Raw genomic sequence first — 16,244 nt, forward strand, 5'->3', positions numbered from 1 at the left:
CATGTAGCTTTTTTCTACTAAGAACTTGTCGTACCATCATCCTGATTATGTTATTTAAGCTTTAATGAAATAGCATTTGATTCTTGAGTTACCACGATATGTTGTTGTTCAGAACTTCCATCTGTATAGTTTACATGTACTTTAATGATCACGTCATCACCTATTACTTCATTGCCGTCATGGGGAATTGCAAGCGTATAGTTATGTTTTTCCTGTTCAGTATAGTTAACTGTGTACGTATTCCCTACTTCCTTTATGCCCTGATATACACCCGAACCAGGCTCACTCGTAATGAAATTTATCTTTTCTGATCTTAACCATTCTTTGTCTACATACTCTTTAGATGTAAATGTTACATCCTCAATAAACATGCCTTCGCTTAACGTATAAGTGATTGCGTCGATCTGTTCTCCAGTTATATTGAGTCTAACATCTGTAAACATTAAATTAGCTCCACTACCACTTATACTTAAAAGACCTATTCTATCTTCAGTTGCTAATTCAATAGTGGCTTTTTCTGATGTAATAGTTGTATGAAACTCTTGTCCATCATCACTCAATGCATAAGCTGTGATCGCAAAATTTGCACCTTGCAACTTTCCGTCAGTTGTAAAAAATGAAGCGCTGATCATAATTGCTACTAGTATTCCAAAGACACTTGCTACTGAAATCCACTTTTTATCATTTAATTGAGTAGCATTTTCAAATCTTCTTTTTTGCTGTTCAGTTTTAGCTTTATTCACACCTAGTTTAGTCCTATCATGTAACGCTTGTGGTATTTCTATTTTTTGTAACTCTTTTTTAATTTTATTGTCCACAAATATCAACCTCCTGACATTGTTTACGAAGTTTATTTAGTGCACGATAAAGAATGGATTTTGCCGTTCCAAGTGGTATTTCTAGTATTTCGGATATTTCTTTAAATGTATACTCTTGATAAAACTTTAGTAAAACAATACTCTTTTCATCCTCATCTAATTCTTCTATCAGCGTTCTTAAAGAGATAGATAGTGAAATGTCTTCATTCTCCATTCCTATAAATTCCTCATATTGTGGTTTTAGATGAATCACTTTTTGATTTTTTCTTATGACATTCGTTGCGCAGTTCATCGTGATTTTCATTAGCCATGTTTTGAAATACGCTGGTGATTTCAATGTATTTATGTTTTTAAATGATTGATAGGCTACTTCCTGAACGATATCTAAAGCATCGTCTTCGTTTTTTACATAGACATATGCCATTCGATAAATATCTTCTTCATATTGCTGGAAAAGCTTCAAAAAGGCTTTGTCATTTCCTTTTTGAGCTTTTTTTACGAATCTTATAATGTGAATTCACCCTTTCTATTGTTTCTTATATGTATTAGACAAACGAAAGCTTAATTTGGCTTAAACTTTTTCAAAAAGAATATTTTTTCAAAAAAATAATCGTCCGAATTAAGGACGATTACACTATAAAAACTCTTTGTTTGGTTAACATCTACCTCAATTAAATAGCGACCAACCTTAATTCTATCCACAATATCACCCTTACCTTGCCCAATTCCAGCACTGATCTTATTCGTTTATAGCCCCCGATTGCGAAAAGTACTATCTTGAATTACTCCAAACAAATCCATATATTTTTAACTAAAAACTAAGATTTCACTTTTTATCTTCCTTGGATTTTCGCTTTATATAAATAACATAAACGGCGTTTCCAATTGTTAGAATTATAGCTGCTGTTAATAAACCAAGTACCCAATATATATTTAAAATAGTAAAATCAAATATTAGGAACAAAATAGCTCCCACAATAAACGCTCCCCAACCTCCGATAGCCCAACGCCACGGATGTTCTTTATTAGATAACATAACAAGTAATCCCCTTTCTTGATCTGCATAATGGCCCGTTAATAGCATAAAATTTGTGCGACAATCGCCCCGTTAGCTAAAGGTTTGTTTTTTGTAAGATTACCCTGTCGTTGCTATTATTCGAAGTAATCAGATTCAAAAAAAGGATTAACTCTAATTTCCCTTAAAAAGTATTTTATTGATGTATGTTTATTTAAGTATTCTCGTTTAGGAATTAACACTTCTCTTTTCAAACGCTCGTGTAGTTCCTTATCAATTTTAAAAGTTGAGTAAGCATATTTCTCACTATTTTCCTCTTCAATCCGAATTAAAAATGAAATGATATATTCATACATACTAGGGAAATCACTTTCAATTTGCTGGTGATGCTCTATAAATGCCTTAATAAATTCTTCCAAATAAGATTCTCTATCTAAAAATGGAAAACTACAGAGGCTATACCAATTTCCTAAATACACTGTAAATACAGCAATCGCATAGCGACGTGTTTCCTTATCTGAAACACCAAAATAATTGTAATATGCTTCTTTTTCAAAACTTTGACCTGTATCGAAATAGCCGATTTCGATTCCCTCGAGTCCTTTTTTCACTTTTTCAATAATCTCATTTGACACGAAGATTCCCCCAATCAAAGAATCAATTATTTCCTTGATATTACCATAAACCATCATCTCTTTATTGCACTAAATGGCCCGTTTACAGCATAAAGATTACATGACAAACTAGCCGATTATTTACAACAACTATAGCATTTCTAGTTCAGAAAGGTATATTGACTGTCTTTAATTATCCAAAAGGTATGAAATGGAAATTGATGCACAACCATCGTATTTATTTTTAAAACACCGAAACTATTTCCCTCACCAAACGAACGAATCATTAATCAAATGAAATGAGGAGTTCTTATGAAAAAGAGAGTACGTGTCATTCCATTCTTGCTTATGGTTCTTGTAGTCATGAATTTTAAACCGATCCCTACAGCGGCTTGTTCATGTATGATGCCCCCATCAGCAGATATAGCCCTATCCGTAGCGACTGCTGTTTTTAGTGGGGAAGTTGTGAAAGTTGAAAAAAATAATAAGGACAACGGAAAAACCATTCATTTCAACGTGCGCGAGATATGGAAAGGGATCGACAGCGCAACTGTTTCAGTTTTTACGGGCAATGATTCAGCGTCATGTGGTATTGATTTTACAGTTGGAAAAGAGTATTTAGTATACGCTCACACAATGGATTCAAGTGGAAAAAGCATCTTATCTACTACACTTTGCGACAGAACGGCTGAGCTAGCGAATGCTGCTGATGACCTTACATTAATTGGTGAAGGGCAAATCCCAGACCAAACGGAACAAACGACCGATTCAACTAACCAGTATTACGTATACGCTGGAATACTGGCGGTTGTTGTAGGATCGATTGGACTATTCCTATGGAAACGTTCTAAGAAAAGCTAAGTGAGAAAATCGAATATCCTTTAAAACAAAATGCTCCAACAAGCCAAAAACGGTCTGTTGGAGCATTACATGTATCTTGTTTTATTGACTATAATCAATTTTCGAATGAATTCAGCTTTTGAAGAACTTTTTCTACTTCTCCAACACACCATAATGCACCTTCGTATACGGACGAATCTGTTGAACGAAACCAAAACGTTCAAACATCGGAGACTCATAATGATCCTTCAACACCACACGTCGCCTACACACCCGCAACGCCTCCGCCACCCATTCATCCGTCAAACGGTAAGACGCGCCAATTTCACGCAACGTCTCAAAATTTGAAGACTCCTCAATCGGCGTCGTAAACATCGGATCCAAAAACACCACATCCCGCGAATCACTCGGACAACTCTTCAAAAACTCCACAGCCTCCGAATGAATCACCTCAATGCGCTCCATCGCTTCCTGCAATAGTGGAAACTCAATCGGAAAACGACGCAAACCCGTCTCCGTCAAAAACGCCACTACCGCATCCGCCTCGATTCCTTCTACGCGACCATCCGCACCTACACAACTCGCCGCAATAATCGCATCCGAACCTAGACCAAGCGTACAATCCAAAAACGAATCACCAGGCACAAGACCCGCTGCCGCCACTAAAGGATCCACTTCACCTTTAACAATCCGCTTCAATCGATACGTCGCAGAATTCGGATGAAAAAAGAACGGCTCCTCGCTACCTCTCTTATAAAACGAATAGCGGTCCTTCCCCGCCACTAAGACATCCGATTGATAGATGTCCTGCAACTTCGGAATAGACCGCTTCTTTCGTTCCACAACAGGCACCTGCAAGCGCTCTGCAGCTTCTTCTACCAAAGCCACAGACTGCGCATCAGGCCGTCCTGCCGTCGTCACAATCACCTTCACTGACCTACAACATTCGTCAATACATCAACGAGGTGATCTTTAATTTGATCCTTTTGGTAGTTCTCGATCTGCTCACGCGGAACAAAGTATACTAACTTCCCATCATTCCAAATCGCCACTGAAGGTGAACTCGGTGGAATCTCCGGGAAATGCGCACGCAACGCCTCCGTCGCTTCCTTATCTTGTCCAGCGAATACCGTTAATAAATGATCCGGCTTCACTTGCTCCACTGCTTCACGTACGGCTGGGCGTGCTAGTCCTGCTGCACAACCACACACTGAGTTGATCACGATAAGTGCTGAGCCTTTTAAGTCTTTAAGTGTTTCTTCTACGGATTCAGCCGTTGTTAGTTCGGTGAAACCTGCATTTGTTAATTCTTCGCGCATGGGAGTTACGATCCCGCGCATGTATTCATCGTATGCGTTCATTTTGAAACTCTCCGCCTTTCATGGGGTTACTAGTTTTGTTATTGGTGCTCATGTTTAATAGTAATGGATTGGGGGGATTATTTCACGTGATTGAGATGGGGAAAGGGAAAAGAACGTCCTGGGGTGGACGTTCTTAGGTTGTAGAGTGGAGAAATGTTAAGAAAGTTATTAAATGTTTGATGGATATTGATAATGGATGTTGATGATTTTTTTGAGTAACAAATGTTACAGATTATGATTACCTGTTTTTAAGGTGCTTTTTTATCCATGCTAATGCACTCATGGTAGTTCTTTCTATGGAGATGGCGGGACTTTAACCTACATGTTTTAGGAATGCTGTCGTATCAAGATTTTGAAGGGCTTTTTTCCCTTTAAAAAATCTTTGACTATGTTTATAATAATCGCTTACGAAGACATGATTTATTAATTGATTCCTTGAAAAAAGATTCTCTTTCCATTGTAACGGTGAAAAACTACAAAGACCACCCTAACAGTTTAATTCCCTACTTACAAATACCACTTTATTGGCCGCTATCTTAATAGGCTCATACCTTTCATCAATCAGGCCTTTCTCATTAAGTCTTGTCGATACAATTTCAATCCACTTTTCATACATCTCAACTTGAATATTAGGGTGCAAACTACGGAAATACTGCTCTAAAGCAAATCGTGCATAATGTCGCTTATTATAACTTTCGTATAAGGGTACTAGGTCCCGACACTATTCTGAATTGTATCAGGATCTGGTACCTAACAAATGGGAAAATAAATTAGTACACGTCTACACTTAATTTACCCTTATTATAAACATTTTGCATTTTGTTCTCTAAACCACTTACTAAACTGATCTCTACTAGTCTGCCAATTTTCCGTCTCAATTCCATTGATATCAGCAGCTAAGACTTTCATAACTAATATCTTCTCTTCGTGTGTTGTTCCTTTTTTAGCGTAATTAACTAAAAACAATGTGGCTTCTAAGTCACAGGAAATTTCCCAAAGACTTAGAAACTTCCGTTTGTTTTTATGCCAATATCTATTTGGATGACTAGTGTGCGGGTTAACAGTTTGTGCTTCTTCACATAACAGATACTCAAAAATAATATATTCACCTGTTGCTGAGTTCTTTTGAATCCTGTCAAAGTTGATTGCAGCTGTAACCTCCCCCGCTAACATTTCTTTCGCAAATTCAAACCCACTACTATCATCATGTGTAAGTATTTTACTTTTCGACATAATAATCCCCCTTGGTATTTTTTCCATACATGTCCATCATACCATTGTTTACAGACTAATGAGAGAATAAAAAAAGCCCCCAAATCGGAGGCAGAATCTAATTAAGTAAACTATGCAGTCTTTTTTTCCATTCTTCCTGCGAAACAAGATGGAATACAAATTCTTTATCTTTAAACTCTAATCCCAAGGCATTCCATGAAGTCTTTTTACCTAATTCATTACAAAGCTTAAAAATATCTTCTTTGTATATTGTATCTTCATTCCCTAATAAATGATCACCTTTGGTTTCCATAACGTAAACTGTCGAAAAATCTATATCTTTTTTAGGCTTAATATCAGTGAATATAAAGTCTGGATATATCTTTTGCTTACGCCAACCTTGTATTGAATAATCTACACGTTCAATATTTCTATACCACCACAGTAACTTTTCATGGGTATCTAGACAAAGTGCAAAGGATTTTTCTAATGTGTTAAATTCACTGTCGACTACTGGTTCGACTAAACTTTTTTCAATTGGTTCTCCATTAGATCGGACTAAACGCTTTTCATTTTTACCAACCCTGTGATTAAAGTTAGGGATTGAAGCTTTTCTTTCCTCTAGAATAAATTTTATCCGGTTGCTATCAATAAGTTCGTAAAAAATAATCTGAGCAAGACGATTTTTTTCTTTTTCTAAAAGATTTTTAAGTTCCTCAAGAACGTATGATATATTTGCATTTATAACATTATTATCATAAATTTCTATAAGCATATTAGTGACATTCTTACTTATCTCAAACGCAATCCAAGGATTTGGAACTATATCTGATATTTGTCTGCTCATTAGGGATAAGTCAATTTCAGTATTATTTATTATTTCTTCTTGGTAGTCATACCTATTGACTAAGTCACTTTCATCAGTGATTCCTACCTTAAAAACTTCATCTTTCATCTTTTCATTTATAGCCAGTTTCAATTCCTTCAATTTATCAAGACGAATTTCATCCCAATCAATTCGACTTAAAATATCAATTTCATAATTCACTGGACGCCACCCACGATTTTCTTGTTCATAGAAAAACTTAGGTAAGAATATTTTTCCTTTCTCTTCTTTAAACTGATCTCGAATTTTTATTTTCTGCTGTACTTCATTATTTGCATCATCATTACCCTCTGATAAGCCCGTTACACGATTTGATAAATCACCCATTCCTTCCATTTTCAAACCATTACGGATACTTTCTAAAACTTTCCCTGACTCTTGTTGATAACAATATACATAACTTTCATCTAAATCTTGAACGCCAGTTTTCTTTGCATAAGGTTGTCTTAAAATTCTTCCTACTAATTGTGTGAGAGCCGTTTCAGAACTTGATTTGGCTAGAATTGTCAGTGTGTAAGCAAAAGAGCAGTCCCAGCCTTCTTGTAAAGCCTGTTTAGTAATTATATACCTAATTGATGAATCTTCCGAAAGAAGATCAATGCCTTCTATGTCATCCTTTTCACTCGACTTTATAGCAATTTCATCAGGTGAAATATTACATTGTTTTAATAAGAATTCTTTCACGTCTTCTGAATGAATATGATTTCCGTCCCGTTGATTGCTTCCTGTACGTTCTACCTGTATAAGTGAAATTGGTCTAATATATTTACCAGTTGATTTGCGATATTTATTAGCTTGTGCTTCTAATTCATCTCTCTTTTGAACCGTTGCTAGAACTGTGTCTTTCCAATCACCACTTGATTTGTTAATAATGTTTAAATCAAGTTTAATCATTTCTTCACGATCTAAATCCAATCCACTTACGTTAACTAATATGTTACTTTCCTTTTTTGGTGTTGCTGAGAGTTCTACTATGATTTTCGGATTAAAACCTAATATCGTGTTTTGTGCACCCGTTGAATACGCCTTATGCCCTTCATCTATGATAATGATTGGGTTTAACACTCTTAAAACATTTCCTAAAGACGTTTTAACTTGTCTTGATGGAAATAAAGAATGGATTTCATCAAAATAATCAAGGTTTGGACAATCTTCAATAAGCTTTTGGTGTTCGTATATGTTATCCTCTGGCGGGAAAAATTCTGTATAGCCACCCGAATCTTGAAACATTTTTAGTGCTTCTTTTGTCCTTCGATTAGACGATTGTAACATTAAAACCATTACCACTAGATTTTCATTTATATCTTGAGGTGTAAACCGATCTGTTTTCTCTATTATCAGGGTTCTGCCACCACTCGACATATCTAACTTTTGCCTATATGGATGATTCCGATTTTTTAGTGATTCTATCGTTTGATTATATATTTGACTAGTAGGTACTATCCATAAAACAAAACCTGTTTGCTTCCTAAGATAATGAGTGTTTATTAAGTCGATGGAATAGGTAGCTAATAAAGTTTTCCCCCCCCCAGTAGGTACTTTCAGGCAAAAACTAGGAACAATTTCACCTAATCCATTATGTTTATTATTATATTTTTTTAACTTTAGACTGTCCCATGCCTCATTTGCGAAGTTTATTTTACTAGCTATTTTCGGTTTCACTTCTTTTAGTTCTAGAAAATCATCTACTTCTGCTTTGAGTATATTCAAATAGTTTTTTACTGTCCTAATTGCATTTAACTGATATTCCTTTAATTCCATAGCTTATCAATCCCTAATACTGTATATTTCATAAGGTAACTTGGCAAATCTAATTCGATATTTATCCAAATATTCTTCATCAAGGAACTTCATAGGTGCAAACACGATTCTACTCTTATTTGGGCTATACGAAACTATCTCTTCAGCCTTATCCATATTGAGTGCAGTGGTTTTCAAATACTCTAAATCCGGCTGATAAAGTAAAAACAAATCGTATTTACTGGTAGATCCAATAAAATTGTTCTCTAAATTTAATAGTTCTGGCTTGAACTCTTCCCCTGTAGCAATATAGAACAAATATCTAGCCAAGCTTTCATATGAAGGTAAATTTTCACCACTTAAAATCTTATCAAACTCGATAGCCTCACCTAATTCAAAATAAGAAAAGCTTCCACCTAATCCTTCTTTAAGTACCCTGCTTCTTGCATTCGGAACACCGTTTATTACTCTCCTTACTCTTTCTGCAGTTAGTTCATTTGCGTAACCTTCCATTTCAATCAAAATAAACTTATGATTCGTACCTTCTTCTCTGTTGTACTCTAAAACAGCATGTCCAGTTGTGCCCGAACCCGCAAATGAATCGAGAATTAAAGCGTCATCCTTCATTATTGCAAATTCAATCAACCGTTTTATTAAGTCAGTCGATTTCGGAGTATCAAAAACCTTTTCACCAAAGATTGCCTTTAACTGGTTTTGACCATTTGGTTTTAAGTCATACCAAAGATTACTACACAGTTTTTTATCTTGAGGAGGTACGTAGTGTTCAGGTTTATCGTTTGCAGATAATCTTAATAAGTCAATTTCTTCTCCTGTATCTTCTAAATATTTTAAGTACCACATATCTATATTTTCCAGAGTTAGTTCAAGACCTTTTTCATTAAATTCTTTCACTAGATTCTCATAATTTTCCATAGCTTCAATACTTCTTGGTTCACCCCAACGCCATTGTCCAGTTTCAGGTTTAATTCCAAACAATTCATAACGCATAGTTGGGCGGTCTGTTCCTCTCCAATGGTTATTCCAAGTTCCGTCCTTAACATCATTTAATTCTTCATAAACCTTATTGAATCTGCGGTTAGGATTTTTTGTGTAAACTAAAATTGACTCATATCCACTTGATAAAGAATCAATAGTTTCAAATTGGGCTTGAACGTTCTTTACCCCTCTTCTGATACTAATTGAATCTCGATAATTTTCTTCTCCAAAAATCTCATTCATTAGGCTTCTCAAATGATGTTCTTCGTTGTAATCTATACTAATAAAAATAACTCCATCTTCGTGAAGTAAATCCTTTAACAAATTTAATCGAGGCATCATCATACATAGCCATTTATCATGTCTACATAAATCTTCTTTATCCACTACTTTTCCAAGCCAATCATTAATCATAGGAGAGTTTACATTGTCATTGTAAACCCAACGTTCGTTTCCTGTATTATATGGAGGATCAATATAGATACAATCGACTTTCCCTGCGTATGTTGGAAGTAATGCTTTTAACGCTTTTAAGTTATCTCCTTGAATAATTAAATTATTGTCATTTAAAGTAACATCTTCTGTAACGCTTAACTCTTTATTAGGAATTAAGTCATGATATTCAACCGTTACATGATGGTTTTTAACTTGACTCTTTCCTTTAAATTGAATTATTGCCACCTTATTCCCTCCACTTAACTAAAAGTAACTTCTATTATTATAGCATTTATCGAGCAAGGAAACATCAAATCCGATATTTCCATAGAGAATCTGCGAAAACCTGTAAATTTATTGTTCTGTTATTGCGTAAGCCCAAAGTATCAACTGACACAAGAGATTTTCACACATCAGACAATGCAGTGGCCACCCCTAAAATATTTTTATATGAAATGGCTATTCAGTTATAGCAAAAAACTTAACCACCCCTTTCCTATAAACGCCCTACAATGCAATTAAGTGAACACACTACCGTAGACGAAACAGTAAAGTAATTCGTAAAATTTCGTAAGTATTCTTTAACAGAAGAAACACCTGAATATGATTCCATACAGCTTATAATTATACTAGGTGGACTAATTGTACTAATAAGAAAAATTTTGGCTACAGTCAAACTGAGTGCACTAAAGACGACTTTTGCATATCTTGCTTATAAACTGGGGTAAGTACGAAGTAAAGGATAACTAATGTTGTGCTTTTTTGTGTTTTCAAAAGATTTTTTAAAATTCACGCAAAATTTATAAGTAGTTCATTTTTTGAACTTCATTTAAACGTACCTGCAGAAACGAAATGGATTAGCGCCTCAAAAATAAAAAACGTCTTCACTCTATTAAAAAGTCTTGTATTATTTTGCGTTGAGGGAAAAAGGTGGTACGGAAATTGACTGCCTATATCAAAGAAACTAATAATATGTTAATTCCTCTTCTGCCAATACCTTGAAATCTTTATACTTTTCATCTTCTTGACTGATCTCTTCTATAACTTTCAATATCTCGTCAGTCAGTTGCAGTATATATAGCCCCCTTAAATGATGGATAGCAGTTCGGAATGGCATAATTCACTTATAAAATACAATGGGTTCACTATTTGACACTGACCTAAAACAAAAAGGGCTTATCAAGGACAGCCCTTACTTCTTTCAGATGAATCGCTATTACCTATGTTGAATCTTAGGTGGGAAACCTACAGAATCTACCATAAAATCAATTGCTGACATTTGAGGTAACTTGTTTAAAAACTCCCATGCTCTTTTCGGGTTTGGGAAAACAAATGATTCTATACCGTGATTGACTTCGCCATCAACAAACATATACAAATGAATTACTGCTGGACCTTCTTTCAAACTGTCCATGTTTTCTCCTGTAGCAACTATCATGAATGATGGATCTGATTGATTGTAAAAATGTGTTAAGAACTCACTACCCTCTAAATCTAACAGTGTCTTAAAATCCAATGGCTAGCTCTCCTTCTAAATATGTGATACAGACTTTATTCGACATATTTATAGAGTATCCTTCAAAATTCTGATAATTTAATTACTTCGGAACCTGATTGTTTTTCGCGCAGGTACCATTCACCAATTTCTGAGTAAATTACCATATCACTCATTTGTGACTGTTACTTGCTTTTCTGCTACACCTAGCACGCTTTCTTCAGATAATTGCAATACCTCATTATATAATTGCTTTAAATGATAGTCGGATATATCTAATATAGGCTCAAACATAAACGAATTAAGATGAATATTTTCAGGGGTCATTATATTAACTTTTTCAAGAATCTTAATACTATCTACATCACCTGGAAATCTTTCCTTGAATTTTCCGAACAAATAACCAGTTTGATTATTCTTTATTTTCTCTGTATAATTCATACTTTTAATCATATAGGATTCAGCATTCAATCTAATTGCAATGGATAAAACCACTTTATTTTCAAGATTTGCTACTGATTCCGTATTAGATTGTACTATTCTTTCTGCTGCCTCAAAAATAATTTCATATATTTTTTTTTCGCTATTTTCTAATTCTAGTTCATCCAAATCTCGAAAAATTCCTTTATAAATAGCCAATAAATCTTTTACTGTGATTTTTTTTGTTTCTTCTTTTAAATGCAAAACCGAAGTCAATTTATTATAACTTTCTTTATCTCCAATATACTCAGCGATGTTTCTTGCAAATGTTACAGATGCGATTAAATTAGCACCATCATGCAAATCTTTCTTCCATGCTTTAAGTGGGTTACTAATATATCTATAGCCGAGTTCCTCTAGTAAAATACAATCATTTTCCTTGATTGCCATGTATGAACCTTTATATTTACTATCTCCACTTATCCTTTCTTGCACCGTTCTAAAAAAGTCAAAGTTATGAGTTAATATTATTGAAGAAAAACCTTCATATTCTGATATTTCTTTTAAGTATTCAATAATTGCATATTTATTTTTATAATCAAATGAATCTGCTATATCGTCTACTATAAATAAGGTCCTCAAACCTTGCTTTTTTCGTGATTCAATTTCAAATATTATATTTAGCAGATATAGTGTTCTTTTCTCCCCCTGGCTTAGTACTCGCATTAATAAATCCATTTCAACCTGTTCTTCTCGTTCCTCATAAAAGTAATTAATACTAGGTGCTGTATCTTTTAATACTGAATCTTCTTTGTTTTTCACTGATAATCTATAAGGAACATAAAATCTCGCATTAAAGATTTCAATTACATTCTCCCAATCTGTTTGTTCACTTTTAGCTTTTCCCATAATTTCTTTTAATTCTTCTTGTCCGATATTGTATTCACTTAAAAGGTTATTGTAATTCTCACTATTCTGCTTCATGTATGAAATCCAAAGCTTTCGCTTAAGGGCACTTAAATCTGATAACTCTATCAAAATATACTGATTTTCAAATAAGTACTCCCTAAATTCCCTTAATTGGGCGTTGGATATTTTTTTATCAATTTCATTAAAAATCCTTTGTAAATCACTATCCTTAAGGATTTCTTCTTTTTCAGAGTTAATTAATTTCAAAAAGTCTTTTTGGTTCGATACTTCTAGCTTTTCTCCATCAATATTTAAATTGATAGAGTGCTCAGCTTTAAAAAATCCATTCTCGTTCAAATTTTTATGAACCGTAGTTGCATGATAATGGTTAAACTCTTTTTTTAGAAATTGAGATTTACTTATCAATTCATCGTACTTTTCAATATAATCTTTAATCTGTACTCTAAAGTCGCCTGTTTCGAGAAAACTCACTACCTTATCATCAAATATTTTATTATACATAACTTGTGGATATTCTGGTCCATTTCCATTGTTAACCTCATTGGAAATACTTTCTAGCGCTTTAAAAAAATCATTTGAATTAAAGCCGAAAGACTTGCAAAATGTTTCAGAAATTCCTTGTCGCAATCCCGTAACTGATTTTAAAGAAGCCAGCAATATATTTTTAGTTATATCTATTTGTTCATATACTTTTTCGTATCGTTTTCTTAAGTCATCCTTGACCAGTAGCGTTGACATTTTGTCCGACTGAAAAGATTTATCATATGGTCTAATAACAAAGATTGATTCTGGAGAAATATCATCACCAACGCTATCCTTAATATTTCTAACTGATTCTTTCATAGGAAATATTAAATCTTGTGATTCTACACCCTTACTATAATCATCGAATACATTTGCAAAAGAGGTTTTCATTACGCCATTTGGAGCATAAATGACCTGAGTTGATTTCCCTTTTGTAAAGTCAAATTCATTCTCTAAACTGTCTATACCGTAGCAATTTTTTATCTCAACCTTTATCTTATCCAATTGAAATTTCTCCCTCCAAAAAAATAATAATCAACGAAATAACGCTATATGTAATTAATAGGCGAATTATTATAGCCTGACGATAGCAGATGGGCATGTACTAGATTTTCTTTAATTAATTGAATCGTACCGCAAGCAACGAATGATAATACAAGCTTTTCTTCACACTGATTTATTGAGTGGAATAAATCAGACAAAATATTCGTAGTTAATAGCCTCATAAAACCTTCACCTATACAGAACTATGCATTTTAAAACTGTAATAGGTCATTCGTTCATAGTTCTATTATACCTCCATCCAGATTTCTTTTGTATAGTAATCGACAAAATTTCCAATCGTATCCTTTTATTCATGTATAAAAAAAGCACCCGATTGGATGCTCCATAGCTAAGTTTGTCATAGTAGATGTGTTGCAAAGGTTTAAATATGATAATTGAGAGCTGCCTAAGATAAATCGTTGAATCCAACGCTAGTGGGGACCTTTTTATTTATATTTTCATAAAACGATTAATCAATTTTTACGTCAAACATGAATGGCTCTATAGATAACTCATAATTGTCACTTGATCCTTCTGCATAAACTTGAATTTTAGTTGTCCCCTCTTCCAACGCTGGATAAATAACTACACCAGAGGAACTAGCTCCTGGAAGTATATCACTTTGAACACTTTTTAAATCTGACTCATAGATTTCTTCTTTTTCAAGTTGTTTTCCATTAGCAATAAGCTTTGAATTAAAATCGTAGAAATTGATTTTATGCTTTGAATTATTAGTAACTGTGAAATATACACGTGTTTGTGAATCAGCTAATTCTACCTTCTCCAATGTTAACTGATAGCCGTGTTGATCTTTAGCTTCCTGAACATCAATTGCTTGAAGTGTCGGTGCAACTGCATCTGTATAACTGATGACTTTCATTTCCTTTGCCTCAATCAAAGGCATTTTTAATTCAGCACCCATCATGTTTTCACCAACAAATTCATCTTTTACAATTCCAACAATTTCAACATAGTTACTTTCAGAAACTTTAAACGTTGCATCGGGATAATAGACAATGGTATTTTGCTCATACTTTTCTGGTTTAGCATATACCTGAAGATAAATCCCGTCATCATCCACTTCCGGAGATTGCAAAACCTTACCCACGTAAGTTACTTCATATTTTTTATACTTCTTTGGATTTGTGTACATTTTATCAAAATCTTCTGACGCTAAAACTTTTTCCTTTGAATCCACTTCTTCAACATCTACTGACTTTCCTTTGATGTCGGTACTAGAATCATCACCGCAACCAGCTAACAATAAAACGATTAAAGCACTCCCCGATAACCACTTATTTAAAAACATTTAATCATCCCCCTAATAAGTTAAAATCATACATAATTATACAATATTACCCAAGTAAAAACAGTATATTTTTACTATGATTCGTATTTAATGAGATTTTATACTAATCAATCATATTTCTCACTACATAATTGATGTGAACCAATAGGATACACAGGCATTAAATAAATATTTCACGAGGACAATAATTGTTTCGGGACCTGGTACCTTTTTAAGTCAAAATGACTCCGCTACTTCTGCATCGCGTGCACATGGACTATTTGCACACACTTAATAAAACCGCATATGTATAGAGAGAGTAATTCATAAAAGGAAGTGAACTGCATGCCAAATCAGCCGTTGCAAACCCTTCTAACTCAAAATCCAGAAGAAGGCTATGCATTAGCCGTTACACTCGCTCAAAAAGGTGTAGGGATTACACAACCTTCGGAAGAAATCAGAAAAGTACTGCGTCCCATCTACTCAAGAGACGCGAATAGTTTAATAGCAGCTTCTCAAGTCATTTCAATTCATTTTCAAACGATAGCTGCTGCAAATAACTATTGGCGTACATGGCCGCGTTATTTCCAGTAAAATAGTAAGAAATCTGAGTTTAATTAAGGCAACTATGCAATGTTAGTAAAAGATACCAAGTTCCCAAGACAATTCTAAATCGTTCCGGATCCTGGCACCTTTTCTCACACCACTCCTAGCACCTCCTTCAATCTATAGAGTTCGCCTGAATCGGAATATGTCGGAACTCAGTAACGTCAAATAAACCGGTAGCCGTCAACTTTAACGTTAGCCTCCCTGCGCCATTAGAAGTTTGTCTAACATATCTGATTCCGCACCTAGAATTGAAGGGAAATTCATCACTTCGGCTAAACCTAAGATCGAAGAATGTAACAAAAAAGGCCCCAAATCGTTAGCACGCAAAACAGCGCCCAACACTTGGCCGAATATTTTATACTACCTGAATTACTATGCGGGACATCAGGTGATCGTTTTTCTTTGTTATTGATTCATGCATTTTTCTTATTATTAATTAGTAGTGCCACTGTATGGTTCATCTACACTAAACAAGTGAATCTCTCAAATTCAACAGATTACTAGCTATGCAGAAACT

At 34.4% G+C, this 16,244-nt stretch carries 16 protein-coding genes; 2 read left to right on the forward strand and 14 right to left on the reverse strand.

Features of this window, described 5'->3' with window-relative positions:
- Positions 1–50 precede the first annotated feature (50 nt).
- From ORD22_RS02520 to ORD22_RS02535, 4 genes are all read right to left on the reverse strand, one after another.
- A complete protein-coding gene (locus tag ORD22_RS02520) occupies positions 51–818 on the reverse strand; it encodes a hypothetical protein (protein ID WP_317644293.1) in 768 nt (255 codons plus the stop codon).
- Positions 808–1,281: an RNA polymerase sigma factor gene (locus ORD22_RS02525; protein WP_411567609.1), complete on the reverse strand. Its 474-nt coding sequence runs from the start codon at positions 1,279–1,281 to the stop codon at positions 808–810. The genes ORD22_RS02520 and ORD22_RS02525 overlap by 11 nt, the downstream gene beginning before the upstream one ends.
- Before the next feature lie 363 nt (positions 1,282–1,644).
- Positions 1,645–1,854, reverse strand: coding sequence for a hypothetical protein (locus tag ORD22_RS02530; protein WP_317644294.1), 210 nt, complete (start codon positions 1,852–1,854; stop codon positions 1,645–1,647).
- A 116-nt stretch (positions 1,855–1,970) separates the two neighbouring features.
- A complete protein-coding gene (locus tag ORD22_RS02535; RefSeq protein WP_317644295.1) occupies positions 1,971–2,468 on the reverse strand; it encodes a hypothetical protein in 498 nt (165 codons plus the stop codon).
- 291 nt (positions 2,469–2,759) lie between these two features.
- Between ORD22_RS02535 and ORD22_RS02540 the strand changes: the two genes are divergently transcribed.
- Positions 2,760–3,308 (forward strand): LPXTG cell wall anchor domain-containing protein, encoded by a 549-nt coding sequence (locus ORD22_RS02540; RefSeq protein ID WP_317644296.1) that lies wholly within the window; start codon positions 2,760–2,762, stop codon positions 3,306–3,308.
- 132 nt (positions 3,309–3,440) lie between these two features.
- On the opposite strand, the gene ORD22_RS02545 is transcribed toward ORD22_RS02540, so the two are convergent.
- The 10 genes from ORD22_RS02545 to ORD22_RS02590 all read right to left on the reverse strand — a co-directional run bounded on the left by ORD22_RS02545 (position 3,441) and on the right by ORD22_RS02590 (position 15,139).
- Entirely contained in the window at positions 3,441–4,214 is a 774-nt protein-coding gene (locus ORD22_RS02545; RefSeq protein WP_317644297.1) for a class I SAM-dependent methyltransferase, read from the reverse strand.
- A gap of 2 nt (positions 4,215–4,216) precedes the next feature.
- Positions 4,217–4,648: a BrxA/BrxB family bacilliredoxin gene (locus ORD22_RS02550; RefSeq protein WP_317644298.1), complete on the reverse strand. Its 432-nt coding sequence runs from the start codon at positions 4,646–4,648 to the stop codon at positions 4,217–4,219.
- Positions 4,649–5,449: 801 nt separating this feature from the next.
- Positions 5,450–5,881, reverse strand: a complete 432-nt coding sequence (locus tag ORD22_RS02555; RefSeq protein WP_317644299.1) for a hypothetical protein — start codon at positions 5,879–5,881, stop codon at positions 5,450–5,452.
- 97 nt (positions 5,882–5,978) lie between these two features.
- Complete coding sequence (locus tag ORD22_RS02560; RefSeq protein ID WP_317644300.1) at positions 5,979–8,507, reverse strand: DEAD/DEAH box helicase; 2,529 nt, start codon at positions 8,505–8,507, stop codon at positions 5,979–5,981.
- Between the two features lie 6 nt (positions 8,508–8,513).
- On the reverse strand, positions 8,514–10,163 hold the full coding sequence (locus ORD22_RS02565; protein ID WP_317644301.1) for a site-specific DNA-methyltransferase: 1,650 nt from the start codon (positions 10,161–10,163) through the stop codon (positions 8,514–8,516).
- 718 nt (positions 10,164–10,881) lie between these two features.
- On the reverse strand, positions 10,882–11,034 hold the full coding sequence (locus ORD22_RS02570) for a hypothetical protein (RefSeq protein WP_317644302.1): 153 nt from the start codon (positions 11,032–11,034) through the stop codon (positions 10,882–10,884).
- Positions 11,035–11,133: 99 nt separating this feature from the next.
- Positions 11,134–11,433, reverse strand: coding sequence for a hypothetical protein (locus ORD22_RS02575; protein ID WP_317644303.1), 300 nt, complete (start codon positions 11,431–11,433; stop codon positions 11,134–11,136).
- A gap of 147 nt (positions 11,434–11,580) precedes the next feature.
- A complete protein-coding gene (locus ORD22_RS02580) occupies positions 11,581–13,791 on the reverse strand; it encodes a hypothetical protein (protein WP_317644304.1) in 2,211 nt (736 codons plus the stop codon).
- A gap of 44 nt (positions 13,792–13,835) precedes the next feature.
- Positions 13,836–14,012 carry a hypothetical protein gene (locus tag ORD22_RS02585; protein ID WP_317644305.1) on the reverse strand — a complete coding sequence of 59 codons (177 nt, stop codon included), beginning with the start codon at positions 14,010–14,012 and terminating at the stop codon, positions 13,836–13,838.
- Positions 14,013–14,299: 287 nt separating this feature from the next.
- Complete coding sequence (locus tag ORD22_RS02590) at positions 14,300–15,139, reverse strand: DUF5067 domain-containing protein (RefSeq protein WP_317644306.1); 840 nt, start codon at positions 15,137–15,139, stop codon at positions 14,300–14,302.
- A gap of 324 nt (positions 15,140–15,463) precedes the next feature.
- Here ORD22_RS02590 and ORD22_RS02595 point away from each other — a divergent pair, with 324 nt between their 5' ends.
- The gene (locus ORD22_RS02595; protein WP_317644307.1) at positions 15,464–15,712 is read left to right on the forward strand and encodes a hexameric tyrosine-coordinated heme protein; all 249 of its coding nucleotides are present in this window, start codon (positions 15,464–15,466) and stop codon (positions 15,710–15,712) included.
- Positions 15,713–16,244: the final 532 nt, after the last annotated feature.

Origin of the sequence: Sporosarcina sp. GW1-11 (genome assembly GCF_033088395.1) — a bacterium.
GTDB lineage: Bacteria > Bacillota > Bacilli > Bacillales_A > Planococcaceae > Sporosarcina.